A 23,416-nucleotide genomic window follows, 5' to 3' on the forward strand; every position below is an offset into this window, starting at 1 on the left:
CGCCGCAAGCCGCCGCAAGACCGCCCACGGCGCGGCACGGGCCGCCCCGAAGGAGCCTGGGCGGGGCCGTTCAGCGGGGCCGTCGGCGCGCGTCCCCGCCCGCCTACCGCACCGCCCCCCTGCGGGTGCGCCGCCGGGCCAGCCAGGAGCCGAGGAACACCAGGGCGGCCACGAAGACGGCCACCCCGATGAACAGCAGGTACAGCAGACCCTCCACCACGACGCCGACGATGCCCAGCACGACGGCCACGAGAACCAGGAACAGGAAGAACGCCATGCTGTGACTCCTCCGTACGACGGGACGGGGGCGGGGGCGGGGCGAGGGCCCGGCTTCGGCCGCGCCGCGCGGTGTCAGCGGCGGGCGAGCCGCCGTTCGCCGGCGGCACCGGGCTGGTAGGCGATGCCGTAGTGGTGGAAGACGACCGACTCGTCCTCGGCGGCCAGCACGTCGTCGAGGCCGATCGAGGGCGCCTTGCGGACCGTCCCCTTGTCGTACGTGACCTTGACGTACCCCGGCCCGACCGTCGCGTCGTCGAGCGGGACGAACACCAGGCGCTGGCGCGTGGGCAGCCCCGTGCGGACGGTGGCCATGGCGGGCTCGTCCGTGGCGGTGTGGACGTAGACCGCCTCCAGGACACCGATCTTGTGCCCCGCGGGGTCCACGACGTCCTGGTTCCGCCACTCTCGGATGTCTGCTGGATGGATCATGCGGTCTGCTCCCTCGTCGGGCCGTGCGGTGGGCCGCGCCACGGGCCGGGCCGCGCCACGGAACGCCGACGGCGCGACGACGTGCCCGCCCGGCTGTGCTCCCAGCCTGCCCCGCCGCTCCCGTCCCCGCCACACGAGCGGCCCCGCCCCGGCCCGGGGATCGGGGTCCGGACACGACTGTGCCCCGGCCGCGCAGGCGGCCGGGGCACGGGATCCGTCGCGGAACCGCGGACGGTTCGACGTGGCGGTAGGCCCTGTGGGACTCGAACCCACAACCAACGGATTAAAAGTCCGCTGCTCTGCCAATTGAGCTAAGGGCCCTCGACGGGTCATCCCCGAGCATAGCCCGCCGGGCAGCGTGAGCCGATCGGGTATCGGCACAACGCCGGTCCCGGCGCGTCCCGACGCGCGCCGGACGGCGGACGGGCCCGCCCGCAGCACCTGGGTGTCGCGTGCGGGCCCGTCCACGGAGCCTACGGAGCGTCAGCCGTTGCGCTTCCAGCGCGGCTTGTCGTCGCGGCGGCCGAAGGAGCCGGAGCCCCGGTGGTCGTCACGGCGGTCGTCACGGCGGCCGTACGGGCGGTCGTGGCCGCCGGAGCGGTGGCCGCCCGCGGGGCGGTCGTCGCGGCGGTCGCGGTTGAACGGACGGTCCGGGCGGCGGAAGCCGCCACGGTCGCCACCGCGGTCGTCACGGCGGTCCCGGTTGAACGAGGGGCGCTCGTCCCGGCGGTCGTGCGACGACGGACGGTCGTCGCGGCGGTCCCGGTTGAACGACGGGCGCTCGTCACGGCGGTCCCGGTTGAACGAGGGGCGCTCGTCACGGCGGTCGCGGTTGAAGGACGGCCGGTCGTCACGGCGGAAGCCACCGCGGTCACCACCGCGGTCGTCGCCCCGGTCGCGGTTGCCGTACGCCGGCCGGTCGTCCCGGCGGAACCCGCCGCGGTCGCCACCGCGGTCGTCGCGGCGGTCCCGGTTGAAGGACGGGCGCTCGTCCCGGCGGTCCCGGTTGAAGGAGGGACGGTCGTCACGGCGCTCACGCGAGTACGACGGACGGTCGTCGCGCCGGTCGTCGCGCCGGTCGTCCCGGCGGTCGTCGCGCCGGTCGTACGACGGGCGCTCCTCCCGCGGGGCCGGTACGGTCGCCACGGCCTCGGGCGCCTCCTCCACCGGGGCGGCGGCGGCCTCGGCGGCCTCGGCCACGGCCTTCTCCGGGTCCTCGCCACGCTCGCGCGCCGCGCGGGCGACCAGGCGGTCGGCCTCCTCGCGGAGCTCGGCGGCGCGGCGCTGCGCCCGCTCCAGCTGCTTGGCCAGGTCGGCGGCCTCGCGCTCGGCCTGCTTGGCGGCGTTGCTGGCCGAGTCGGCCTGCACCTCCGTCAGCGACCGGGCACCGGTGATCTCCGCGACCTCCGGGTCGAAGGCGCCGCCCTGGCCGATGATGTGGCGGGAGGCGTCGACGCCGGCGTCCTCCATGAGGCGGAAGATCTGGCGGCGCTGGTGCGGCAGCGCCAGGGAGACCACGACACCGGAGCGGCCGGCGCGCGCCGTGCGGCCCGAGCGGTGCAGGTAGTCCTTGTGGTCGCCGGCCGGGTCCACGTTGAGCACCAGGTCGATGCCGTCCACGTGGATGCCGCGCGCGGCGACGTCGGTGGCGACGAGCACGTTGACGTACCCGTCCTTGAAGTCGGCGAGGGTGCGCGTGCGGGCGCCCTGCGTCATGCCGCCGTGCAGCGCGTCGGCCTTCACACCGGAGTCGCGGAGCTGCTCGGCGACGCGGTCGGCGCCGAGCTGGGTGCGGACGAAGATGATCGTGCGGCCCTTGCGGGCGGCGATCGCGGCGGTGACCGGGGCCTTGTCCTTCGGCTTCACGACGAGGACGTGGTGGCTCATGGTCGTGACGTTGCCCTGGGCGCTGTCGACCTCGTGGTTGACCGGGTCGTTGAGGTAGCGCCGGACGAGGGTCGCGATCTCGTTCTCCATCGTCGCGGAGAAGAGCATGCGCTGGCCGCCCGCCGGGACCTGGTCGAGCAGCTCGGTGACCTCGGGCAGGAAGCCCAGGTCGGCCATCTGGTCGGCCTCGTCGAGCACCGCGACCTGGACCTGCTCCAGGGAGCAGGCGCCGCGGTTGATGACGTCGCGCAGGCGGCCGGGCGTGGCGACGAGGATGTCGACGCCGCGCTCGAGGGCGTAGATCTGGTTGCCCATCGACGTGCCGCCGCAGACGACCTTCATCTTCAGGCCGAGCACGTCGCCGTACGGCTGGAGCGCGTCCGCGACCTGCATCGCCAGCTCGCGGGTCGGGGTGAGGATGACGCCGCGCGGCTTCTTCTTCTCGGTGTGGCCGCCGGCCAGGGTGGCGAGCAGCGGCAGGCCGAAGGAGAGGGTCTTGCCGGAGCCGGTGCGGCCGCGGCCGAGGATGTCCTTGCCGGCCAGGGCGTCCGGGATGGTCGCGGCCTGGATCGGGAACGGGACGGTGACGCCGTTCTGCGCGAGCTTGCGGACGACGCCGTCGGGGAGCCCGAGGGCCGCGAAGGTGACGGCCTCCTCGGCGTCCTCGGCCTCTTCGGCGCCGGCCTCGGCGGCCACGGCGTCCTCGGCCTCGGGGGCGTCGGTCGCGGTGCCGGCGGGGGCCTCGGCGACGATCTGCTCGCCGGCCGCCTCCGCCGCGGCGGAGGTCTCGGTCACCTCGGCGAGGGCGGGGTTCTCGGTGTTCTCGGTGTTCTCGTTCAGAACGGTGTCAGTGCTGGAAATGGACATGCGAAATGCGAAACCTTCCGGAGTCTCGGCACGCGCCCGTCAACTCCGTGATTTCGCTGCTTAGCAAATCGACCGCCTCGATGCGGTCAGCCACGGCAAGGGAGAGTACGCGCCACACGGCGCGCTTCGGTTCACGGCGCCGGGCAAATGGGATCAAACGATCTACCACCATACGCACCTCACCCCACCGGGCGCAAGCCGCGCGGCCTCGGAGAGGTGCGACGTGCGTCACGCCGACACTCCGTGGCACCCGCGGACCGGCACCACGCCGACCCGGGCCACCGGCGCGTCAGGCCGCCGGAGCCGCACCTGTCCGTCGCGGACCGCGCGTGCCGGGGCCCGTGTCAGGCCGGGGCGTCCTGCGGTGAGGCGGCCGGCTCCGGCCGGCCGGCGGAAGCGTACGGAGCCCGCAGGGCCCGGACACGGGACTCGGCGGGCGGCGACTCCCCCGGCGGCTCGGACGGGCCGGTCGGGCCGGTCGTCGGCGGCTCGCCGGTCTGCGGCGGGTCGGTGGGGTCCGGCTCGGGCGGTTCGCCGGACCCGGAGGGCGCCGGAGACGGCCCGTCCGGCCCCGTGCCCCCGCCGTGCCCGCCCGCGCCGCCCGCGCCTCCGTCCGCACCGCCCGGCCCGGTACCCCCCGTGCCCGCGCCGCCGGCGCCCGTGCCGTCGCCGCCCGCCGCACCCCCGCCTCCCGGGCCCGTGCCGGGCATCGGAGCGTCACCGTGCCCGCCGGGGGCGTCGTCCCGGCCGGGCGACGCGGACGGGGAGGCCGCCGCGGAGCGTTCCGCAGCGCCGTCGTCGCCGCCCGCCGCGCCGCCCGGTGCTCCCGCGCCGCGCGGCTCGCGGCCGCCGCCGGTCTCCGCCACTTCGGCGTCCCGCTCGGCCGCCGCGGCCCCCGACGGGCCCACCGACTCGCTGGGCAGGGGCCTGACGCTGTCGTCGGACACGCTCATGCAGCCGCCGACGGAGCCGGCGGAGGCCACGACCGCGACCGCGGTCACGGCCCATCGGACGGGGGCGGGCAGCTGGCGCACGCGGGCACCTCCAGGCGGACGGGGTTTTCCTGCCCAACTCCCCGCGCCCCGCCGGGGACACGCCCGGACGGCGCACCGGCCGCACCCCGCCCGGCACCGGCTCGCACCGACCGCGGGCCGGCCGCGCTCCGGCCTTCCGGCGGGTGCCGTCCCACCGTGCCGTGCCCCGGCCGGGCGCCGGTCAGCCGTAGCCCAGCTCGTGCAGCCGGGCGTCGTCGATGCCGAAGTGGTGGGCGATCTCGTGCACGACGGTGATCTCGGTCTCGGCGACCACGTCCTCCCGGGACTCGCACATCCGCAGCGTCGGCCCCCGGTAGACGGTGATCCGGTCGGGCAGCACACCCGCGTACCACTCGCCGCGATCGGTGAGCGGGGTCCCCTCGTACAGCCCGAGCAGGTCCGGGTCGTCGGCCGACGGCTCGTCCTCCACGAACACGGCGACGTTGTCCATGAGCCGCGTCAGCTCCGGGGGGATCCGGTCGAGCGCCTCGGCCACCAGTTCCTCGAACTCCTCGCGCGTCATCTCCAGCACTCGGCCATTGTCGTGGATCGCCGGGCACAACGGGCGCGTACGGGCGCGAACGGGCATAGCCGCGCGCCCCCACGGGCATACGGCCCCAATGGCCCGAGCAGCAGTCCGTGCGGCGTATGCCCGCATCGCCCGAGCCCTGCGCCGCGCGAGCCGCCGAGCGGAGGGCGGTCCCGCGAACCCCTCACCCACCCGCCCCCCAGGCGCGGGCCCCACACCCACCCGTCCCCCCGGCGCGGGCCCCACACCCCCCGGCCCCCCGGGCACGGGCCCGACGCCCGCAGGCCCCCCGGGTGCCCACCGCCCGCCCGCGGATCCGGCAGCCACCGGCCCCGCACGCCCCGGCCCCGCTCGCGCCACCCCACCCGTCCGCCGCCCCACCCGCGGCGCCGCCCACCCCGGAAACCGGCCGGGCCGCCTCCGCCCCGGTGCCCGCACCCCCCGCGGACGCGTCGGGGCGCTGCTCCCCGGGAGCGCGGCCCCGCACCCGGTGGCCCGCGCCCTCGGGCTGGTCGCGGTGGTCCTCACCGGCGCGTGGCTGGGCCTGCTGGTCGTCGGCAGCGTCCGCGCGCCCGTCGGCCCCGTCGACACGAGCATGGCGCTCCGCCCCTCGCTCACCGGCGGCACCAGGATCAACGTCTCGCCGCTCGGCGCGCTCGAACTGGACTCCCACACCGCCCCGATCCGCCTCGACGTGGACGTCGACCAACTGGACCCGGTCCGCTCCCAGGCCCTCGTCGAGCGCCCCGAGCGGATCTCCGGCCTCCAGGAGGAGATCACCGCGGACGTCGAGGACGGCGCCCGGGAGCTGGCCGTGCGGTCCTGTGTCGCGGTCGTCGCCGGGGCCACCGCCCTGGGCCTCGCCGTCTACCGCCGCCCGCGCCGCGCCCTGGCGGCCGGCGGGCTGGCCCTGGCGCTGCTCGCCGCGTCGGGCGCCTCCGCGTACGCCACGTGGAACCCGAAGTCGGTACTGGAGCCGCGCTTCTCCGGGCTGCTCAGCAGCGCTCCGTCGGTCGTCGGCAGCGCGCGGTCGATCGTCACCGAGTTCGACGTGTACCAGAAGGAACTGGCGCGGCTCGTCACGAACGTGACGAAGCTGTACGACGCCACGTCGACCCTGCCGACCTACCAGCCGGACCCGTCGACGATCCGCGTCCTGCACGTCTCCGACATCCACCTGAACCCGGCGTCGTGGCACATCGTCGCCTCGCTGGTGGAGCAGTACGACATCGACCTGATCATCGACTCGGGCGACACGATGGACCACGGCAGCACGGCCGAGAACGTCTTCCTGAACCCGATCCCCACCCTCGGCGCGCCGTACGTGTGGGTGCGCGGCAACCACGACTCGGCCGACACCCAGGAGTACCTGGAGGGCATGCGGAACGTGCACGTCCTGGACGGCGGCCGGGCGGTGACCGTCGCGGGCGTGCGGGTCGCGGGCGTCGGCGACCCGCAGTTCACGCCGGACCGCTCGGTCGTGCCGGCCGGGGACGGCGCCGAGCGGGCGGCCGGCCGGGTGCTCGCGGAGGCCGTGCGCGGACAGGCGCGGGCGGGCACCCCCGTGGACATCGCGGTGGCCCACAATCCGGTCGCCGCCCACCAGGTGGACGGCGCCGTGCCGCTCGTCCTGGCCGGCCACGTCCACCGGCGGGTCAACGAGGTGCTGCCGAACGGCACCCGCCTGAAGATCGAGGGTTCCACGGGCGGCGGCGGGCTGCGCGCGGTCGAGAACGAGAAGCCGGAGCGGGTGCACGCCTCGGTGCTGTACCTGGACCGGGACACGCGCCGGCTCCAGGCGTGGGACGAGATCACGCTGGGCGGCCTGGGCCTGACCACGGCGGAGGTGGCCCGCCACGTCCCGGACGAGGTCCTGCCGGGTACCGCCCCGGTCCCCTCCCCCACCGGCCCGACGCCCACGGCCCCGGCGACGGGCGGTTCCACGGAGCCCGCCAGGCCTCTGCCCCCGGCCGTGCCCCCGGCGCAGCCCGCGGGCCCGTCCGCACCGGCGTCCCGCCCGTGACGGCGCCACGCCCGTGCCGGCGCCACGCGGGTGCCGCGCCACGCGGGTGACCGGCTCGGGGCCGGTCACCCGGGGCCCGGCCGTACCGTCCGGATCCGAAGCGGAGAGCCCGATGCGAACGGCCCGGCACCCCGCCCCGAAGGGCGGGCGGCCCCTCGGGCGGATCAGCGGTACCCGCACGCGGGGGCGCCGCGAGTCGGTGCGCGGCACCCCCGCGCAAAGCGTTTTGGCGAACCGTCCCCCCATCCCATATGCTTCTCACGTCCCCGACGCGCTGACGAAGCGCCCAGGTGGGCCCTTAGCCCTCATCGTCTAGTGGCCCAGGACGCCGCCCTTTCAAGGCGGTAGCACGGGTTCGAATCCCGTTGGGGGCACGCTTTACCTTGTGCGAGACTAGTGATCGCACGATGCTTGGTCCTGTGGAGCAGTTTGGAGTGCTCGCCACCCTGTCAAGGTGGAGGCCGCGGGTTCAAATCCCGTCAGGACCGCTGAGGTTTCACGTGAAACCTCGTGGCTGGGTAGCTCAGTTGGTACGAGCGTCCGCCTGAAAAGCGGAAGGTCGCCGGTTCGACCCCGGCCCCAGCCACCAGCCGAAAGGCCCCGTCTCCGGACGGGGCCTTTCGCCGTTCACGCCGACCGCTACGCCCGCGGCCACGACAGGGCGGACCCCGGCTTCCCCGGTCTCCGCGCCACTCGCCCGGCCCCACCCGAACGTCCCGCCCCGGCCCGGCCCGACGGCCCCGCGGACGGCGGCGGGCCGAGGGGCGGGGCCGGGGCGGCACACGGCCGGGCGCATACGGCCCCGTCCGAGTTGCGGGGCGTATCCGGGTCGCGGGCAATGGACGCAGGGTCCGGCCCGCTCCCGCGCCCTCACCCGCGCGCTCACGAGGCCGACCCCCGTCTAGGGAGGATCCAGCATGGCCCAGAACGAGAAGGCTTTCCCTGTGGAGGGCCTCCAGGGCGCGACGGCGTACGACTCGAACGGCGAGAAGATCGGCACGATCGGCCAGGTCTACGTGGACGACCGGCTCGGCACTCCGGAGTGGATCACCGTCAAGACCGGCCTGTTCGGCACCAAGGAGACCTTCGTCCCCCTGGCCGGTGCTCGTCGGCAGAACTTGCAGCTCCACGTGCCGTACACCAAGGACATGATCAAGGAAGCCCCTCGGTGCGACACCGAGGAGCACCTCGACGCCTCCGAGGAGCAGCGGCTCTACCGTCACTACCAGGTCACTCCCGGCGGGGGCGCCCGCGGCAGGACCGGCACCCCGGGCACCGTCGAATCGGCGGGCGCCCACGAGCGCCACGTCAGCGAGCACCGCGAGCCCGCCGCCGCGATGCGCGGCCGCGAGGACGAGGGCGTGACCCGGTCGGAGGAGCAGATCGAGATCGGCATGGCGGAGTACGAGTCGGGGCGCGTCCGGCTGCGCAGGTACGTCGTCACGGAGGAGGTGACGACCAGCGTGCCGAGCCACGAGGAGATCCGCGAGGAGCGGATCGAGTACGACGAGAGCGGGACCGGCCGCGAGGGCGGGCCGGAGCCGTGGCGCGGCCCCAAGCGGGGCCCGGACCAGTGACCGCACGGGCCCGAGCCGCGCGCCGCGTGGCGGCCGGAACCGCCCTGGCGGCGGTACTGGCCGCGGGACCGGCTTCGGTCACCGCGGCGGCACAGGGCCCTGCGGGGCGGGACTCCGCGGTGACGGTCGCCCCCGCTCAGGGGGACGCGCCGGCGGCCTGGGGCCGCCACGACGGCGATGGCGGCGGCGGTTGGGGCTTGTGGGGACTCGTCGGGCTGCTGGGCCTGCTCGGGCTCCTCCCCCTCCGGTCGAGGACACGGGGAGGCGGAGGCGACCAAGGCCCCGGCACGGGCGGCGGCGCGGGCGGCGGCCCCGACCCGGGCTGGGGCACGGGCGGCGGCCCCGACCCGGGCTGGGGCACGGGCGGTGGTCCAGGCGTCGGCCCGGTCCCCGATCCGAGCGTCCGCCCCGGCACGGGCCCCGGCACGAGCCCCGGCCCCGGCACGAGCCCCGGCCCCGGCGCGGGCAGCGGCCCCGGCGTGGGCGGCGGCACGGGCGGCGGCCCCGGCGGCACGGGCAACGGCCCCGGCCCCGGCACGGGCGGCGGCACCCACCCGTCCGGCCCGGCCTCAGAACGCCTGCCCGGCACGCCCCCGTGCGGGAGGAGCGGCCCGGCCGGGCACCGGCCGGGCACCGGCCGGGCCGCTCCCGTACGCCCCCACCCGGCCCCTGCGGGAGCCCGCCCGCCCCGACCCCGCGCGCCCCGCCGCGCACACCTGCCGCGCACCGCCCCGGCGCGGCCACCTCGGCCACCGGACAGCCCGCCGTCAGCCGCCCCGGCGACCGGTCACCCGTACCGGACCCGCACCGGGCACCGCACCGGGCACCCGCCACCGGACGGCTCCACCGCCGGCCGGCCCCGCCCCCTCACGCCCGGCCGCGCCTGCGCCAGCCGCGCACGCCCAGGACGACTCCCGCGGCGGCGACCGCGGCCAGCAGCAGCAGCCAGTCCGGCACCGCCCCGCCCGCTCGCGCCGCCCACCGCTCCACCTCGAACGAGGCGTCCACGGAGAGCAGGCCCGGCAGGGCGCTCGTCCCGTCGAAGGCCAGGAAGAGCGCACCGAGCAGGATGAAGAAGGCACCCGACAGCAGCGAGGTGGTGTGCAGCTCCAGCCGCCCCACACGCCCCCGCCAGCCGGTGCCGTCCCGCCACCCCCGCGGGCCCGGCCGCAGCACCCGGCCGCGCAGCCACCCGCGCCGCCCCAGGTCGTACCGCTCCCACAGCAGCGCCAGGACGAACAGCGGAACCGCCATGCCCAGCGCGTACACGGCCAGCAGCAGTCCGCCGTAGACGGCGCTGCCGCCCAGCGCGGCCACCGTCAGCACCCCGCCCAGGATGGGCCCCGCGCAGAACCCGGCGAGTCCGTACACGAGGCCCAGCGCGTACACGGACAACGCCGTCGTGGGGCGGATCCGGCCGCTCGCCTCCGCCAGCCGGCGCGGTGCGAAGCCCAGCCCGAGCAGCTGCGCCACGCCCAGCGTGATGATCAGCCACCCGCCGACCGCGACCAGCAGGTCCCGGTGGCCGTAGAAGAACCGCCCCGCCAGCGACCCGGCCGCGCCCAGCGGCACCAGCGTCGTCGCCAGCCCCGCGTAGAAGACGCACGTACGGGCGACGAGCCGGGCCGTCGAGTCGATCGAGTACGCGAAGAAGGCCGGCAGCAGCAACGCGCTGCACGGACTGACCAGCGCCAGCAGACCGCCCAGGAAGGCGGCCAGGTACCCGACGTCGGTCACCGGCCGGCCTTCGCCGCCGCCGCGTCGATCGCGGCCGTGAACGTCTCCAGCGGCTGGGCGCCCGCGATGGCCCGCCCGTTGACCAGGAACGACGGGGTGGACGTCGCGCCCAGCCCGTACCCCTCCTCCTGGTCGCGGGTCACGGCCCGCTTGGCCTCGGCGCTGTCGAGGTCGCGGGTGAACCGGGCGATGTCCGGCACGCCCGCCTCGCGGGCGAGGGCCGTCAGCCGCTCCTCGCCGAAGCCCTTCTCCTTGGCGTCCTCGGCGTACGCGGCCCGGTGGAACTCCCAGAATCGGCCCTGCCGCCCCGCCGCCCACGCGGCCCGCGCCGCGCCCTCGGACTCCTCGCCGAAGATCGGGAAGTTCCGCCACTCGATGCGCAGGACGCCCTTCTTCACGTACTTCTCGATCAGCACGGGCTCGGTGTCGCGGGCGAACTTGCCGCAGTAGCCGCACTTGAAGTCGGCGTACTCGATGAGCACCACCGGCGCGTCGGCGCGGCCCGTGGCGAGGCCGTCCTTCGCGTCGCGGCGGGCGAGCCGCTCCAGCTCCGGGTAGACGCCCTCCTGCCCGGCGGCGGCGGAGGCGGGCGCGGAGGCGGCGGGCGCCGCCGCCCCGGAGGCGTCGCGGTCGCCGGGCTTGGTGGCGGTGTACGAGGCGAAGGCCAGCAGCCCGGCTGCGGCGACGACCCCTGCCCCGATGGCGTACGGCTTGGCGGAACGGGTCTTCCTGGACATGCGTGTGCTCCTGCGGTGTGGCGGTGGAAGGGCGAAGGGGGGAGAGGAGGGCGAGGAAGGCGGAGCCGTGCGCGTGGCGGAGGGGACCGCCGCTCGCCCGCCCGCCTACACGCGCAGGATCGACAGGTCCATCAGGGACGGGGGCACGAGCGCGGGCGGGGCCCGTTCCGGACCGGCCGGGTCCGGCTCCCACGCCGCCCATCCGGCGCAGGAGGCGTCACCGCGCCCGTCGTGCGGCGCGGCCAGCAGGTCGCCCGCGGCGAAGCCGCGCGGCGGGGCGGCGGGCGCCATGCCGCCGTCACGGGCACCGGAGCCGTCCCGGCAGCCGGGCGTACGCGACTCCCCGTCGACGGGCCCGACGGCGGCCCCTGCCGCGGCAGGCACCCCGGAGGCGGGCCCGGTCGCGGCAGTCCCCACGGCGGCGGGCACCGCGGGCGCGGCGGGACGGAAGGGGCCCACAGCGGCTCCGCTCACACCGGCGCCGACCGCGAGGACGCGGTCCTCACCGGCCATCGCCCGGCCGCCGAGGACGCGGTACTCACCGGCCGTCTGGCCACCGCCGCGGGCGCGCTCGCCGGCCCCGCGGCCTTCGAACGCCCCCGGGCAGGCACAGACCAGCAGCACCCCCAGAACCAGCCCCCACACGGTCCACCCGGACCGCGCGAACGCCACGGACCGCACCGGTCGGCCACCCGGCCGCCCGGACCGCGCACCCCGCCGCACCGGCCGCCCCGCCCGCGGGTGGGCCTGCGGGCCGGGCCGCCGCCACCGGGCGTCGGTACGGGGCATCGGGCGGGTGCCTTCCTGGTCGTGGGACGGGTGTTCGGCTCGCCCGAAATGGTACGGCGAAATGGGTTCGCCACTCCTGAGCCGCGGGTGAGATCCTGGGTCACGGTATGTCTACTTCCTTCGCCGACCTCCAGACCCTGCTGACCGAGGTCTCGCTGCGCGACGCCCATCGGCTCGGCCGCCGTCTCGAAGGCGCCCGCCGCATCCGCAAGCCCGAGGCCAGGCAGGCCGTGCTGGACGAGATCGCCGCCGAGGCGTCGAAGGCGGCGGCCCGCACCGCCGAGCGGGCGTCCCGCGTCCCCGAGGTCACGTATCCCGAGCAGCTCCCCGTCAGCCAGAAGAAGGACGAGATCCTGGCGGCGATACGCGACCACCAGGTCGTGATCGTCGCCGGTGAGACCGGCTCCGGCAAGACGACGCAGATCCCGAAGATCTGCCTGGAGCTCGGCCGGGGCGTGCGCGGCATGGTGGGCCACACCCAGCCCCGCCGGCTCGCGGCCCGCACGGTCGCGGAGCGCGTCGCCGACGAGCTGGGCACGCCGCTCGGCGAGGCGGTCGGCTGGAAGGTGCGCTTCACCGACCAGGTCGGCTCCGACACGTTCGTGAAGCTGATGACGGACGGCATCCTGCTCGCCGAGATCCAGACGGACCGCGAGCTGCGCGCGTACGACACGATCATCATCGACGAGGCCCACGAGCGCAGCCTCAACATCGACTTCCTCCTCGGCTACCTCGCCCAGCTCCTGCCGAAGCGCCCCGACCTCAAGGTCGTGATCACCTCCGCGACCATCGACCCGGAGCGGTTCTCGCGGCACTTCGGGGACGCCCCGATCGTGGAGGTCAGCGGGCGTACGTACCCGGTGGAGGTGCGCTACCGGCCGCTGCTGGAGGAGGACTCCGAGGAGCCCGACCGGGACCAGGTCACCGCGATCTGCGACGCCGTCGACGAACTCCAGGCGGAGGGCCCCGGCGACATCCTCGTCTTCCTCTCCGGCGAGCGGGAGATCCGCGACACGGCCGACGCCCTGCTGAAGAAGCAGCTGCGGAACACCGAGGTCCTGCCGCTGTACGCGCGCCTCTCGCACGCCGAGCAGCACCGCGTGTTCCAGCAGCACGCCGGCCGCCGCATCGTCCTCGCGACCAACGTGGCCGAGACCTCCCTGACGGTCCCCGGCATCAAGTACGTGATCGACCCGGGCACGGCGCGGATCTCCCGGTACAGCCACCGCACGAAGGTGCAGCGGCTGCCGATCGAGCCGGTCAGCCAGGCCAGCGCCAACCAGCGCAAGGGCCGCTGCGGCCGTACCAGCGACGGCATCTGCGTCCGGCTGTACTCCGAGGACGACTTCCTGGCCCGCCCGGAGTTCACGGACGCGGAGATCCTCCGGACGAACCTGGCGTCCGTCATCCTCCAGATGACCGCGGCCGGGCTCGGCGACATCGAGAAGTTCCCGTTCATCGACCCGCCGGACCACCGCAACATCCGCGACGGCGTGCAGCTCCTCCAGGAGCTCGGCGCGCTCGACCCGGCGCAGAAGGACCCGAAGAAGCGCCTCACCCCGCTCGGCCGGCAGCTCGCCCAGCTCCCCGTCGACCCGCGCCTCGCGCGCATGGTGCTGGAGGCCGACAAGAACGGCTGCGTCCGCGAGGTCATGGTCATCGCGGCGGCCCTGTCCATCCAGGACCCTCGCGAGCGCCCGGCCGAGAAGCAGGCGCAGGCGGACCAGCAGCACGCCAGGTTCAAGGACGAGACGTCCGACTTCCTCGCCTTCCTGAACCTCTGGCGGTACGTGCGCGAGCAGCAGAAGGCGCTGTCGTCGTCGGCGTTCCGCCGGATGTGCAAGGCGGAGTACCTCAACTACCTGCGCATCCGGGAGTGGCAGGACATCTACAGCCAGCTGCGCACGGTCGCCAAGCAGATGGGGATACACCTCAACGAGGACGACGCGGGCGACCAGCAGATCCACGTCTCGCTCCTCGCGGGCCTGCTCTCCCACGTCGGCATGAAGGACGTGAAGACCACCGGGGCGGAGAGCGGCAAGCCCTCGGGGAAGAACGAGTACCTGGGCGCGCGGAACGCCAAGTTCGCGATCTTCCCCGGCTCCGCGCTGTTCCGGAAGCCGCCCCGGTTCGTGATGTCGGCCGAGCTGGTCGAGACGTCCCGGCTCTGGGCGCGGGTCAACGCGCGGATCGAGCCCGAGTGGATCGAGCCGCTCGCCGGGCACCTGCTGAAGCGCACGTACTCGGAGCCGCACTGGGAGAAGGACCAGGCGGCGGTGATGGCGTACGAGAAGGTGACGCTGTACGGCGTGCCGATCGTCGCCCAGCGGAAGGTCAACTACGGCCGCATCGACCCCGAGGTGTCGCGGGAGCTGTTCATCCGCAACGCCCTCGTGGAGGGCGACTGGCGCACCCACCACAAGTTCTTCGCGGACAACCGCAAGCTGCTCACCGAGGTCGAGGAGCTGGAGCACCGGGCGCGCCGCCGCGACATCCTCGTGGACGACGAGACGCTGTTCGACTTCTACGACCAGCGGATCCCCGAGCACGTGGTGTCGGGCGCGCACTTCGACTCCTGGTGGAAGCACAAGCGCCGCGACGAGCCGGAGCTGCTCGACTTCGAGCGCGAGATGCTCATCAACGAGAAGGCGGGCGCGGTCACCAAGGCCGACTACCCCGACGCCTGGCGGCAGGGGCCGCTGAAGTTCCGTGTGACGTACCAGTTCGAGCCGGGCGCGGACGCGGACGGCGTCACCGTCCACGTGCCGCTCCAGGTGCTCAACCAGGTCGTCGACGAGGGCTTCGACTGGCAGATCCCGGGTCTGCGCGAGGAGGTGGTGACGGAGCTGATCCGCTCCCTCCCCAAGCCGATCCGCCGCAACTACGTCCCGGCGCCGAACTTCGCCAGGCGCTTCCTCCAGGCGGCGGCGCCGAGCGCGGAGCCGCTGACGACCGTTCTCGCCCGCGAACTGCGGCGCATGGTGGGCGTGCCGGTCAGCCCGGACGACTTCGACTGGGGGAAGCTCCCCGACCATCTGAAGATCACCTTCCGGATCGTCGACGAGCGGCGCCGGAAGCTCGCCGAGGACAAGGACCTGGAGGCGCTGAGGCTGAAGCTGCGCCCGAAGGCCCGCCAGGCCCTGTCGAAGGCGGCCGCGGCCGCCACGGCGGGCCCCTCGGGGTCGGGCGGGTCGCTGGAGCGCACGGGTCTGACGGACTGGACGATCGGCCCGCTCACCCGGGTCTTCGAGACCCGGCGGGCCGGCCAGCCCGTCAAGGCGTACCCGGCCCTGGTCGACCAGGGCGAGACGGTCGCCGTGCGCCTCTTCGACACGGAGGCCGAGCAGGCGCGGGCGATGTGGCGGGGCACGCGCAGGCTCATCATGCTGAACATCCCGGTGAACCCGGCGAAGTTCGCGTCCGACCGGCTGACGAACCAGCAGAAGCTGGCCCTGTCCCGCAATCCGCACGGCTCGGTGCAGGCCCTCTTCGAGGACTGCGCCACGGCCGCGGCGGACCGGCTGATGGCCGACCACGGCGGCCCGGCGTGGGACGAGGAGGCGTACCGGAAGCTGTACGACGGCGTCCGCACCGACCTGGTGGACCTGACCGTGCGGACGATCGACCGGGTCCAGCAGATCCTGGCCGCCTGGCAGTCCTGCGAGCGGCGCCTGAAGGCGACCAGCAGCCTGGCGCTGGTGAACAACCTCCAGGACGTGCGGGAGCAGCTCGCGGGCCTCGTGCGGCCCGGCTTCGTCACGGAGACCGGCCTGCGGCGGCTGCCGGACCTGATGCGGTACCTGGTGGCGGTGGACCGCCGGCTCCAGCAGATGCCGACCTCGGTGCAGCGGGACACCACCCGCATGGAGAAGGTCCACGAGATGCAGGACGAGTACGCCTGGCTGCTGGAGCAGTTCCCGAAGGGGCGCCCGGTGCCGCAGGAGGTCCTGGACATCCGGTGGATGATCGAGGAGCTGCGCGTCAGCTACTTCGCGCACGCGCTGGGCACGGCGTACCCGGTGTCGGACAAGCGGATCGTGAAGGCGATCGACGCGGCGGCGCCGTGACGGGACCATCGCCCTGGGTGAGTTCGACCGCGCGGTCCGAGCTGCTGTAGAGTCTTACTCGCAGCCAAGGAGCGACCGGCTGCGAAACCTGGTCCTGTGGAGCAGTTTGGAGTGCTCGCCACCCTGTCAAGGTGGAGGCCGCGGGTTCAAATCCCGTCAGGACCGCATCTCTCGAAGGCCCGTACCGTCTCGGTGCGGGCCTTCGCCGTGTCCGGCCGCGACTCGGGGGCCGTCCACCCGGACGTGACCCGCGAGGAGCCTCGGGAAGCCGTGCGGCAGGGCGCGGGAGCGCCGCACGACCGGCGCAGCGCCTCGCGGAGGCGACGCGGAGGCGGCCCGCACGAGCGGCCGGGCGGCGCGCGCACGGCCGGGCGGCCGAAACGGGTTGCCCCGGGCGGTGTTGACGGGCGGGGCGGGGGCGGGTACCCAAGCAGCAGAGGGGCGCCCGGCCCCACGGAGGTGACGCGCATGGCGGCAGCCACGGCCAGGCACGAGACCCGCGCGCTGCTGCGCGCCCACCTGGCGGCCGCCTCGGGCTATCGCCACCTCACCCGGCACTGCGCCGTCTGCCACCGCCTCGCCCAGTACGCCGCCCTGCCGGAGCCGCCCCCGCACGAGCGCCGGGAGGGCCGGGAGAGCCGGGAAGACCCCGAGGGCAGGGCGGGCCGGGAGCCCGGAGAGCCCCACGAGGGCCACGAGCCCCGCGAGGGCCACGAGCCCCGCGAGAGCGCCGGCACGGCACCGGCTCGGGCCCGCCCCTGACGCACCGTCGGAAACCGCCCCCGCGCCCCCACGGCCCCCGCAGCGCCCCGGCGACGCCCCCGCCCCGCCCATGACGCCCGCAACGCCCCCTGGGCGCCCGAGGGCCGGGACTCCCCGGAACGACTCCCGGCATCCCCGAAGCGCCCTCAACGCGCCCTCGGAACACCCCGCGCGCCCCCGCACACCCCCACCCCCAGTGTGACGCGAGTCACGGAACTCGTCCCGGACACCGCTTCACTTATCCCACCCCTACACCAGCCCCATTTAATACATGCAATTGCACCAGCGTCCGCCCCGGCTCCGGACGCAAAGAGATCGCGCCGGACTCGGCGGAGTCCGGCGCGATCGGTGACGTCAGCCCGTTGGGGCGGGGTGCCGTCAGTGGTGCTTGGGGTGGGCGTACCGGGTTGGGGGGCCCGGAAGAGCCCGGTTCACAGGGGTGTTCAGGCCTCGCTGCGCTGCTGCGGGATACCTGCCAGCAGCGCCCGGACCTCCGCCTCGCGGTAGCGGCGGTGTCCACCCAGCGTGCGGATGGACGTGAGCTTGCCGGCCTTCGCCCAGCGGGTCACCGTCTTGGGGTCCACGCGGAACATCGTGGCGACCTCGGCGGGGGTCAGCAGCGGCTCGGCATCAGGGGTGCGAGCGGTCATGAGCGGCCTCCTCGGGAGAACCGACGTTCTCGGTTCTTTCCTCTAAATTCTGCACCTTGACCCGCGTTGCCCGAAATGGCGGACGCGGGCCGAGTCGGTTATAGGACGAACGGCTTGTCCTCGGCACTACAACTACACCATCTGTCCAGCCACGTTCGGCCAAACCGATGGAATTGCCCTCTCAGGTGTCCATCAGCGGCGGAAGCCGATGGACCATGCCATAGCGGACAGTCACGTCACAACGACGGTCAGTCACAGAGCGATCAGGAGCCACCAGACCCCCCATAGCGTGCAATGCTGAGCCTTCCGCCCAAAGTTGGACGGAAGGAGCCCTCCCCGGACTCCTTGTCCTATTTTGGCACGAGGTTGGGCGATGGGCGCAAGAGCCCCTGTTAGTGCAATCCATCACCCTTGAGGCAAAGGCCCGGTTCACGCCACGGAGCCCTCGTCACCTGACGTCACACAAGACTCAGGTGCAACAGCCTCCGACGCAACAGCCACAACTGGGGAATTTTCGGTTCAGTTGGCGAACTGCCGGTCCCGCACCGCACCCCAGCGCTCCGCGAGCCGCTCGTACGCCTTCCGGGCCGCCGCCTCGTCGCCCGCCCGCAGCGCCGCGACCCCGGCCGTGACGTCCGCCACGGACCGGTCCTCCGCGAGCAGTTCCGCCGGCAGGGCGTGCACCAGGCCGCCGTAGTCCAGTTCCACCAGCGAACGCGGGTGGAACTCCTCCAGCCACCGCCCCACGTCGACCAGCCCCTCGGTCAGCGGCCCCTCGTCGGTCGCCTCGCGCAGCGCCCGCAGCGTCCGCGCCACCCGCCGCCGCGCCTCCACCATCGGCGTCCGGTACCGCAGCAGCGGCGTGCGCCCCGGCCCGGAGCCGCCCGGTACGTACTCGCGCTCGGCGTCCGCGAAGAGCACGAACCACCGCACCGGCACCTGCCACACCGCGCTCCTGATCCAGGGGCGCGCGTCCGGGTTGCGCGCCCGCCAGCGCTCCCGGTCCGCCTCCGCCTGCCCCCGCACCACCGGCGGCAGTACGGCGTCCAGCACGGGCCGCGGCAGGAGCTGGTCCAGCTCCTCCAGCGCCAGCCAGGCCCGCAGCCGGGTGCGCCACGGGCAGACGCACACCGAGCCGCCCGCCTCCGCCACGAAGGCGTCGCCGCTCTCGTGCACCGGGACCGGCGCGGGCGGGGTCGGCACCAGGTCGGCGAGCGCGCGGCGCAGCTCGTCCTGCGCCGTGGGCCCCCCGCCGTCCAGCACCCGCTCCGCGTAGCGGGCCCAGTGGCTCCGCTCCGGCTCCGGGAAGGCGGCCAGGGGCTCGTACACGCGCAGGTAGGAGGCGTACGGGACGAGGACCGAGGAGACAGCCGGCATGCGCCGATCCTTCCACGCGCGCACCCCCGTGGGGGTGATCCTGCGCACTGCGTCGGACCTACGCCCAGGTAGGACTTACCCTCTTGCCCAGCAGGTCCCTCCCCACCCCTAGGAGGGGCCGACACCGCCGCTTCGTACTTGGGAGTCACCACCGTGACCGATGTGACCGACGGCGTCCTGCACACCCTGTTCCGCACGGAGCAGGGCGGCCACGAGCAAGTCGTGCTGTGCCAGGACCGCGCCTCCGGCCTGAAGGCCGTCATCGCCCTCCACTCGACCGCCCTGGGCCCGGCCCTCGGCGGCACCCGCTTCTACCCGTACGCCTCCGAGGAGGAGGCCGTCCTCGACGCGCTCAACCTGTCGCGCGGGATGTCGTACAAGAACGCCCTGGCCGGTCTGGAGCACGGCGGCGGCAAGGCCGTGATCATCGGCGACCCGGAGCTGGTCAAGACCGAGGAGCTGCTGCTGGCCTACGGCCGGATGGTGGCCTCGCTCGGCGGCCGGTACGTCACGGCCTGCGACGTCGGCACGTACGTGGCCGACATGGACGTCGTCGCCCGCGAGTGCCGCTGGACGACCGGCCGCTCCCCCGAGAACGGCGGCGCCGGCGACTCCTCGGTCCTCACCGCCTTCGGCGTCTTCCAGGGCATGCGCGCCTCCGCCCAGCACGTGTGGGGCGACCCGACGCTGCGCGGCCGGACGGTCGGTGTCGCCGGCGTCGGCAAGGTCGGCCACTACCTGGTCGAGCACCTGGTGCAGGACGGCGCCGAGGTCGTGATCACCGATGTCCGCGAGGAGTCGGTGCGCCGGATCACCGACAAGTTCCCGCAGGTCAGGGTGGTCGCCGACACCGACGCGCTGATCCGCGCCGAGGGCCTGGACGTCTACGCCCCGTGCGCGCTCGGCGGCGCGCTGAACGACGAGACGGTGCCCGTGCTCACGGCACGGATCGTCTGCGGCGCGGCCAACAACCAGCTCGCGCACCCCGGTGTCGAGAAGGACCTGGAGGGGCGCGGCATCCTCTACGCGCCCGACTACGTCGTCAACGCGGGTGGAGTCATCCAGGTCGCCGACGAGCTCCACGGCTTCGACTTCGACCGGTGCAAGGCGAAGGCGGCGAAGATCTTCGACACCACACTGGAGATCTTCGCTCGCGCAAAGGCCGATGGCATCCCGCCGGCCGCCGCGGCCGACCGGATCGCCGAGCAGCGGATGGCGGAGGCCCGCCGCGCCTGATCCGGCGCACCATCGGGACGGTCACCGAGGGCCACTTTTCGGCCACTTCCGCTCACGGAGGGTTCGTCCGCCGGGTCCGCACTCTTGACAGGGCGCCCGGCGGACGGAACCGTACGCACCCAGGGACACCTCTCGAACACTCTCCGCATTGGTGCGTTCGCACAGACTTGTGCCCGCGGGCGGGGAGAGATGCCTCACGCCCATCGGCGGGTCGCCTGCCGAAAGAGGTTAAAATCGCAGCTGACCAGCGAGGACGGGGCGCCTCGCGGGTTCGGCTCCGGGGCACGTCATGCGGGCGGCGTACCGTATGGCCGCGGAAGCAGGTACCGTTGAAGCCCACGGGCCGGTCTCTCCACGGGGAGTCCGTCCCACATCATGAACGCGTGTCAAGACTCTGGGGCCGTCGAGCCCCGTCACCGAGGGGGTCGAGCCATGGGGCGCGGCCGGGCCAAGGCCAAGCAGACGAAGGTCGCCCGCCAGCTGAAGTACAACAGCGGTGGGACGGACCTCGCACGGCTGGCCAGCGAGCTGGGCGCATCGACTTCGAGTCAGCCTCCGAACGGAGAGCCGTTCGAGGACGACGACGAGGAAGACGACCCGTACGCCCGCTACGCGGAGCTGTACAACGACGACGATGACGAGGACGAGGAGTCCGGTTCGTCATCGCACCGTCGCGGCGCTTGACGCCAGCACTCTTCCGACCCGGTCCGGGGCACTGCCCCGGACCGGGTTTAGTGCTTGTCAGCTCGCGTAGTCGCCCGTCAGGGCGGCGCCGGTCGGGTGGTCGCCGCGCTCGGTGATCTCACCGGCGACCCACGCCTCGACCCCGCGGTCGGCGAGCGTCGCCAGCGCGACGTCCACCGACTCGGCGGGCACGACGGCCATCATGCCGACGCCCATGTTGAGGGTCTTCTCCAGTTCGAGCCGCTCCACCTGCCCGGCCTTGCCGACCAGGTCGAAGATCGCGCCGGGCGTCCAGGTGGACCGGTCGACCGAGGCGTGCAGGTGGTCGGGGACGACCCGCGCCAGGTTGGCGGCGAGCCCACCGCCCGTGATGTGGCTGAAGGCGTGCACGTCAGTCGTCCGGGTGAGCGCCAGGCAGTCCAGCGAGTAGATCTTCGTCGGCTCCAGCAGCTCCTCGCCGAGGGTCCGGCCGAGCTCGTCGACCCGCTGGTCCAGCTGCATGCCGGCCCGGTCGAAGAGCACATGGCGGACGAGCGAGTACCCGTTGGAGTGAAGACCGGACGACGCCATCGCGACGACCACGTCACCCGTACGGATGCGGTCGGCGCCCAGCAGGCGGTCCGCCTCCACGACACCCGTGCCGGCGCCGGCGACGTCGAAGTCGTCGGGGCCCAGCAGGCCGGGGTGCTCGGCGGTCTCGCCGCCGACGAGGGCGCAGCCGGCGAGGACGCAGCCCTCGGCGATGCCCTTGACGATCCCGGCGACCCGCTCGGGGTGGACCTTGCCGACGCAGATGTAGTCGGTCATGAAGAGGGGCTCGGCGCCGCACACCACGATGTCGTCCATGACCATGGCGACCAGGTCGTGTCCGATCGTGTCGTACACGCCCATGCGGCGGGCGATGTCGACCTTCGTGCCGACGCCGTCGGTGGCGGAGGCGAGGAGGGGGCGCTCGTAGCGCTTGAGGGCGGAGGCGTCGAAGAGTCCGGCGAAGCCGCCGAGGCCGCCGAGGACCTCGGGGCGCTGCGTCTTCTTCACCCACTCCTTCATCAGCTCGACGGCGCGGTCGCCCGCCTCGATGTCGACGCCCGCGGCGGCGTAGCTGGCGCCGCCCGTGGCACTGGTGGCCTGAGACATGGCTACAGAACTTTCGTGTGTACAGCGGGGGTCTGGGAGATCGCCTACGGGCGGCGGAGCGCGTCGACGGCGGCCGTGGCGGCGGGACCCGCGGCGAGCTCCGTCTCCAGCAGCTGCTTGCCGAGCAGCTCGGGGTCGGGGAGCTCCATGGGGTACTCGCCGTCGAAGCAGGCCCGGCACAGGTTCGGCTTGGCGATCGTGGTCGCCTCGATCATGCCGTCGAGCGAGATGTAGGAGAGGGAGTCCGCGCCGAGGGACTTGCCGATCTCTTCCACGGACATGCCGTTGGCGATCAGCTCGGCGCGGGTGGCGAAGTCGATGCCGAAGAAGCACGGCCACTTCACGGGCGGCGAGGAGATCCGGATGTGGACCTCGGCGGCGCCGGCCTCGCGGAGCATCCTCACGAGCGCGCGCTGGGTGTTGCCGCGGACGATCGAGTCGTCGACGACGACCAGGCGCTTGCCCTTGATGACTTCCTTGAGGGGGTTCAGCTTGAGCCGGATGCCCAGCTGGCGGATGGTCTGCGACGGCTGGATGAAGGTCCGGCCGACGTAGGCGTTCTTCACCAGGCCCGCGCCGAACGGGATGCCGCTCGCCTCCGCGTACCCGATCGCGGCGGGGGTGCCGGACTCGGGCGTCGCTATGACGAGGTCGGCGTCGGCGGGTGCCTCCGCGGCCAGTTTCCGTCCCATCTCCACACGGGAGAGGTAGACGTTCCGCCCGGCGATGTCGGTGTCGGGGCGGGCCAGGTAGACGTACTCGAAGACGCAGCCCTTGGGCTTCGCTTCCGCGAAGCGGGACGTTCGCAGGCCGTTCTCGTCGATGGCGATGAGCTCGCCCGGCTCGATCTCGCGGACGAAGCTGGCGCCGACGATGTCGAGGGCGGCGGTCTCCGAGGCGGCGACCCAGCCGCGCTCCAGCCGGCCGAGGACCAGCGGGCGGATGCCCTGCGGGTCCCGGGCGGCGTACAGCGTGTGCTCGTCCATGAAGACGAGCGAGAAGGCGCCCCGGACCTCGGGGAGGACCTTGGCGGCGGCCTGCTCGACGGTGAGCGGCTTGCCGTCCTCGTCGGTCTGCCCGGCGAGCAGGGCCGTGACGAGGTCGGTGTCGTTGGTGGCGGCGACCTGGGGGGCCCGGCCGTCCTTCTTGGGGAGGTCGGCGACCATCTCGGCGAGCTGGGCGGTGTTGACCAGGTTGCCGTTGTGGCCGAGGGCGATGGAGCCCTCGGCCGTGGCACGGAACGTCGGCTGGGCGTTCTCCCAGACGGACGCGCCGGTGGTCGAGTAGCGGGCGTGACCGACCGCGATGTGACCCTGGAGGGAGCTGAGGGAGGTCTCGTCGAAGACCTGGGAGACGAGTCCCATGTCCTTGAAGACGAGGATCTGGGAGCCGTTGCTGACCGCTATTCCAGCGGATTCCTGACCCCGGTGTTGGAGGGCGTAGAGCCCGAAGTACGTGAGCTTTGCGACCTCTTCACCCGGGGCCCAGACACCGAAGACGCCACAAGCGTCCTGGGGGCCCTTCTCGCCGGGAAGCAGATCGTGATTGAGTCGACCGTCACCACGTGGCACGCCACCGAGTGTAGGCGAGATCGACCACTGGTCCGAATTGGGGA

18 protein-coding genes and 5 tRNA genes are annotated in these 23,416 nt (G+C 73.9%); 10 read left to right on the forward strand and 13 right to left on the reverse strand.

Annotation, left to right across the window (positions count from 1 at the left end; translation table 11 throughout):
• Window positions 1–103: 103 nt before the first annotated feature.
• The 6 genes from CP974_RS29615 to CP974_RS14065 form a co-directional block, all read right to left on the reverse strand.
• A complete protein-coding gene (locus CP974_RS29615) occupies window positions 104–277 on the reverse strand; it encodes a hypothetical protein (RefSeq protein ID WP_162887754.1) in 174 nt (57 codons plus the stop codon).
• A 74-nt stretch (window positions 278–351) separates the two neighbouring features.
• The gene (locus tag CP974_RS14045; protein WP_031133822.1) at window positions 352–708 is read right to left on the reverse strand and encodes a PRC-barrel domain-containing protein; all 357 of its coding nucleotides are present in this window, start codon (window positions 706–708) and stop codon (window positions 352–354) included.
• A 248-nt stretch (window positions 709–956) separates the two neighbouring features.
• Window positions 957–1,029 (reverse strand) — tRNA-Lys (locus tag CP974_RS14050).
• Window positions 1,030–1,191: 162 nt separating this feature from the next.
• On the reverse strand, window positions 1,192–3,462 hold the full coding sequence (locus CP974_RS14055) for a DEAD/DEAH box helicase (RefSeq protein WP_031133823.1): 2,271 nt from the start codon (window positions 3,460–3,462) through the stop codon (window positions 1,192–1,194).
• 344 nt (window positions 3,463–3,806) lie between these two features.
• Window positions 3,807–4,496 (reverse strand): hypothetical protein, encoded by a 690-nt coding sequence (locus CP974_RS14060; RefSeq protein ID WP_150485810.1) that lies wholly within the window; start codon window positions 4,494–4,496, stop codon window positions 3,807–3,809.
• A 181-nt stretch (window positions 4,497–4,677) separates the two neighbouring features.
• Window positions 4,678–5,028, reverse strand: coding sequence for a metallopeptidase family protein (locus CP974_RS14065; RefSeq protein WP_031137344.1), 351 nt, complete (start codon window positions 5,026–5,028; stop codon window positions 4,678–4,680).
• A gap of 457 nt (window positions 5,029–5,485) precedes the next feature.
• Between CP974_RS14065 and CP974_RS14070 the strand changes: the two genes are divergently transcribed.
• The 5 genes from CP974_RS14070 (at window position 5,486) to CP974_RS14090 (ending at window position 8,625) form a co-directional block, all read left to right on the forward strand.
• Complete coding sequence (locus tag CP974_RS14070) at window positions 5,486–7,048, forward strand: metallophosphoesterase family protein (RefSeq protein WP_037939877.1); 1,563 nt, start codon at window positions 5,486–5,488, stop codon at window positions 7,046–7,048.
• A gap of 301 nt (window positions 7,049–7,349) precedes the next feature.
• Window positions 7,350–7,422, forward strand: a tRNA-Glu gene (locus tag CP974_RS14075).
• A 39-nt stretch (window positions 7,423–7,461) separates the two neighbouring features.
• Window positions 7,462–7,536, forward strand: a tRNA-Asp gene (locus CP974_RS14080).
• A 24-nt stretch (window positions 7,537–7,560) separates the two neighbouring features.
• A tRNA-Phe gene (locus tag CP974_RS14085) sits at window positions 7,561–7,637 on the forward strand.
• 328 nt (window positions 7,638–7,965) lie between these two features.
• The gene (locus CP974_RS14090; protein ID WP_031136680.1) at window positions 7,966–8,625 is read left to right on the forward strand and encodes a PRC-barrel domain-containing protein; all 660 of its coding nucleotides are present in this window, start codon (window positions 7,966–7,968) and stop codon (window positions 8,623–8,625) included.
• Between the two features lie 867 nt (window positions 8,626–9,492).
• Here CP974_RS14090 and CP974_RS14095 read toward each other — a convergent pair.
• The 3 genes from CP974_RS14095 to CP974_RS14105 all read right to left on the reverse strand — a co-directional run bounded on the left by CP974_RS14095 (window position 9,493) and on the right by CP974_RS14105 (window position 11,771).
• Window positions 9,493–10,362: a cytochrome c biogenesis CcdA family protein gene (locus CP974_RS14095; RefSeq protein ID WP_031135548.1), complete on the reverse strand. Its 870-nt coding sequence runs from the start codon at window positions 10,360–10,362 to the stop codon at window positions 9,493–9,495.
• Window positions 10,359–11,099 carry a DsbA family protein gene (locus CP974_RS14100; protein ID WP_031135546.1) on the reverse strand — a complete coding sequence of 247 codons (741 nt, stop codon included), beginning with the start codon at window positions 11,097–11,099 and terminating at the stop codon, window positions 10,359–10,361. The genes CP974_RS14095 and CP974_RS14100 overlap by 4 nt, the downstream gene beginning before the upstream one ends.
• Window positions 11,100–11,204: 105 nt before the next feature.
• Window positions 11,205–11,771 (reverse strand): hypothetical protein, encoded by a 567-nt coding sequence (locus CP974_RS14105; protein WP_140160813.1) that lies wholly within the window; start codon window positions 11,769–11,771, stop codon window positions 11,205–11,207.
• Between the two features lie 224 nt (window positions 11,772–11,995).
• Between CP974_RS14105 and hrpA the strand changes: the two genes are divergently transcribed.
• From hrpA to CP974_RS14120, 3 genes are all read left to right on the forward strand, one after another.
• Window positions 11,996–15,955, forward strand: a complete 3,960-nt coding sequence (hrpA, locus tag CP974_RS14110) for an ATP-dependent RNA helicase HrpA (RefSeq protein WP_031135542.1) — start codon at window positions 11,996–11,998, stop codon at window positions 15,953–15,955.
• Window positions 15,956–16,045: 90 nt separating this feature from the next.
• Window positions 16,046–16,120 (forward strand) — tRNA-Asp (locus tag CP974_RS14115).
• Window positions 16,121–16,423: 303 nt separating this feature from the next.
• On the forward strand, window positions 16,424–16,717 hold the full coding sequence (locus CP974_RS14120) for a DUF6274 family protein (RefSeq protein ID WP_031135540.1): 294 nt from the start codon (window positions 16,424–16,426) through the stop codon (window positions 16,715–16,717).
• A 443-nt stretch (window positions 16,718–17,160) separates the two neighbouring features.
• Here CP974_RS14120 and bldC read toward each other — a convergent pair whose 3' ends face one another.
• A complete protein-coding gene (gene bldC, locus CP974_RS14125) occupies window positions 17,161–17,367 on the reverse strand; it encodes a developmental transcriptional regulator BldC (protein ID WP_003949541.1) in 207 nt (68 codons plus the stop codon).
• 519 nt (window positions 17,368–17,886) lie between these two features.
• Entirely contained in the window at window positions 17,887–18,744 is an 858-nt protein-coding gene (locus CP974_RS14130) for a DUF8083 family protein (RefSeq protein ID WP_031133071.1), read from the reverse strand.
• Window positions 18,745–18,897: 153 nt separating this feature from the next.
• On the opposite strand from CP974_RS14130, the gene CP974_RS14135 reads away from it, so the two are divergent.
• Both CP974_RS14135 and CP974_RS14140 read left to right on the forward strand, forming a co-directional pair.
• Window positions 18,898–19,980: a Leu/Phe/Val dehydrogenase gene (locus tag CP974_RS14135; protein ID WP_031133073.1), complete on the forward strand. Its 1,083-nt coding sequence runs from the start codon at window positions 18,898–18,900 to the stop codon at window positions 19,978–19,980.
• 432 nt (window positions 19,981–20,412) lie between these two features.
• The gene (locus tag CP974_RS14140; RefSeq protein ID WP_031133075.1) at window positions 20,413–20,664 is read left to right on the forward strand and encodes a DUF3073 domain-containing protein; all 252 of its coding nucleotides are present in this window, start codon (window positions 20,413–20,415) and stop codon (window positions 20,662–20,664) included.
• Between the two features lie 57 nt (window positions 20,665–20,721).
• On the opposite strand, the gene purM is transcribed toward CP974_RS14140, so the two are convergent.
• Both purM and purF read right to left on the reverse strand, forming a co-directional pair.
• Complete coding sequence (gene purM / locus CP974_RS14145; RefSeq protein WP_031133077.1) at window positions 20,722–21,801, reverse strand: phosphoribosylformylglycinamidine cyclo-ligase; 1,080 nt, start codon at window positions 21,799–21,801, stop codon at window positions 20,722–20,724.
• A gap of 44 nt (window positions 21,802–21,845) precedes the next feature.
• The gene (gene purF, locus CP974_RS14150; RefSeq protein WP_031133079.1) at window positions 21,846–23,372 is read right to left on the reverse strand and encodes an amidophosphoribosyltransferase; all 1,527 of its coding nucleotides are present in this window, start codon (window positions 23,370–23,372) and stop codon (window positions 21,846–21,848) included.
• Window positions 23,373–23,416 lie beyond the last annotated feature (44 nt).

The sequence above is a fragment of the Streptomyces fradiae ATCC 10745 = DSM 40063 genome (genome assembly GCF_008704425.1).
Classification (GTDB): domain Bacteria; phylum Actinomycetota; class Actinomycetes; order Streptomycetales; family Streptomycetaceae; genus Streptomyces; species Streptomyces fradiae.

Coding starts and splice junctions, on each gene's coding strand:
- purM (WP_031133077.1), bottom strand. CDS start 21,801: ATGTCTCAGGCCACCAGTGCCACGGGCGGCGCCAGCTACGCCGCCGCG.
- CP974_RS14120 (WP_031135540.1), top strand. CDS start 16,424: ATGGCGGCAGCCACGGCCAGGCACGAGACCCGCGCGCTGCTGCGCGCC.
- CP974_RS29615 (WP_162887754.1), bottom strand. CDS start 277: ATGGCGTTCTTCCTGTTCCTGGTTCTCGTGGCCGTCGTGCTGGGCATC.
- CP974_RS14100 (WP_031135546.1), bottom strand. CDS start 11,099: ATGTCCAGGAAGACCCGTTCCGCCAAGCCGTACGCCATCGGGGCAGGG.
- CP974_RS14090 (WP_031136680.1), top strand. CDS start 7,966: ATGGCCCAGAACGAGAAGGCTTTCCCTGTGGAGGGCCTCCAGGGCGCG.
- hrpA (WP_031135542.1), top strand. CDS start 11,996: ATGTCTACTTCCTTCGCCGACCTCCAGACCCTGCTGACCGAGGTCTCG.
- CP974_RS14130 (WP_031133071.1), bottom strand. CDS start 18,744: ATGCCGGCTGTCTCCTCGGTCCTCGTCCCGTACGCCTCCTACCTGCGC.
- CP974_RS14045 (WP_031133822.1), bottom strand. CDS start 708: ATGATCCATCCAGCAGACATCCGAGAGTGGCGGAACCAGGACGTCGTG.
- CP974_RS14055 (WP_031133823.1), bottom strand. CDS start 3,462: ATGTCCATTTCCAGCACTGACACCGTTCTGAACGAGAACACCGAGAAC.
- CP974_RS14140 (WP_031133075.1), top strand. CDS start 20,413: ATGGGGCGCGGCCGGGCCAAGGCCAAGCAGACGAAGGTCGCCCGCCAG.
- bldC (WP_003949541.1), bottom strand. CDS start 17,367: ATGACCGCTCGCACCCCTGATGCCGAGCCGCTGCTGACCCCCGCCGAG.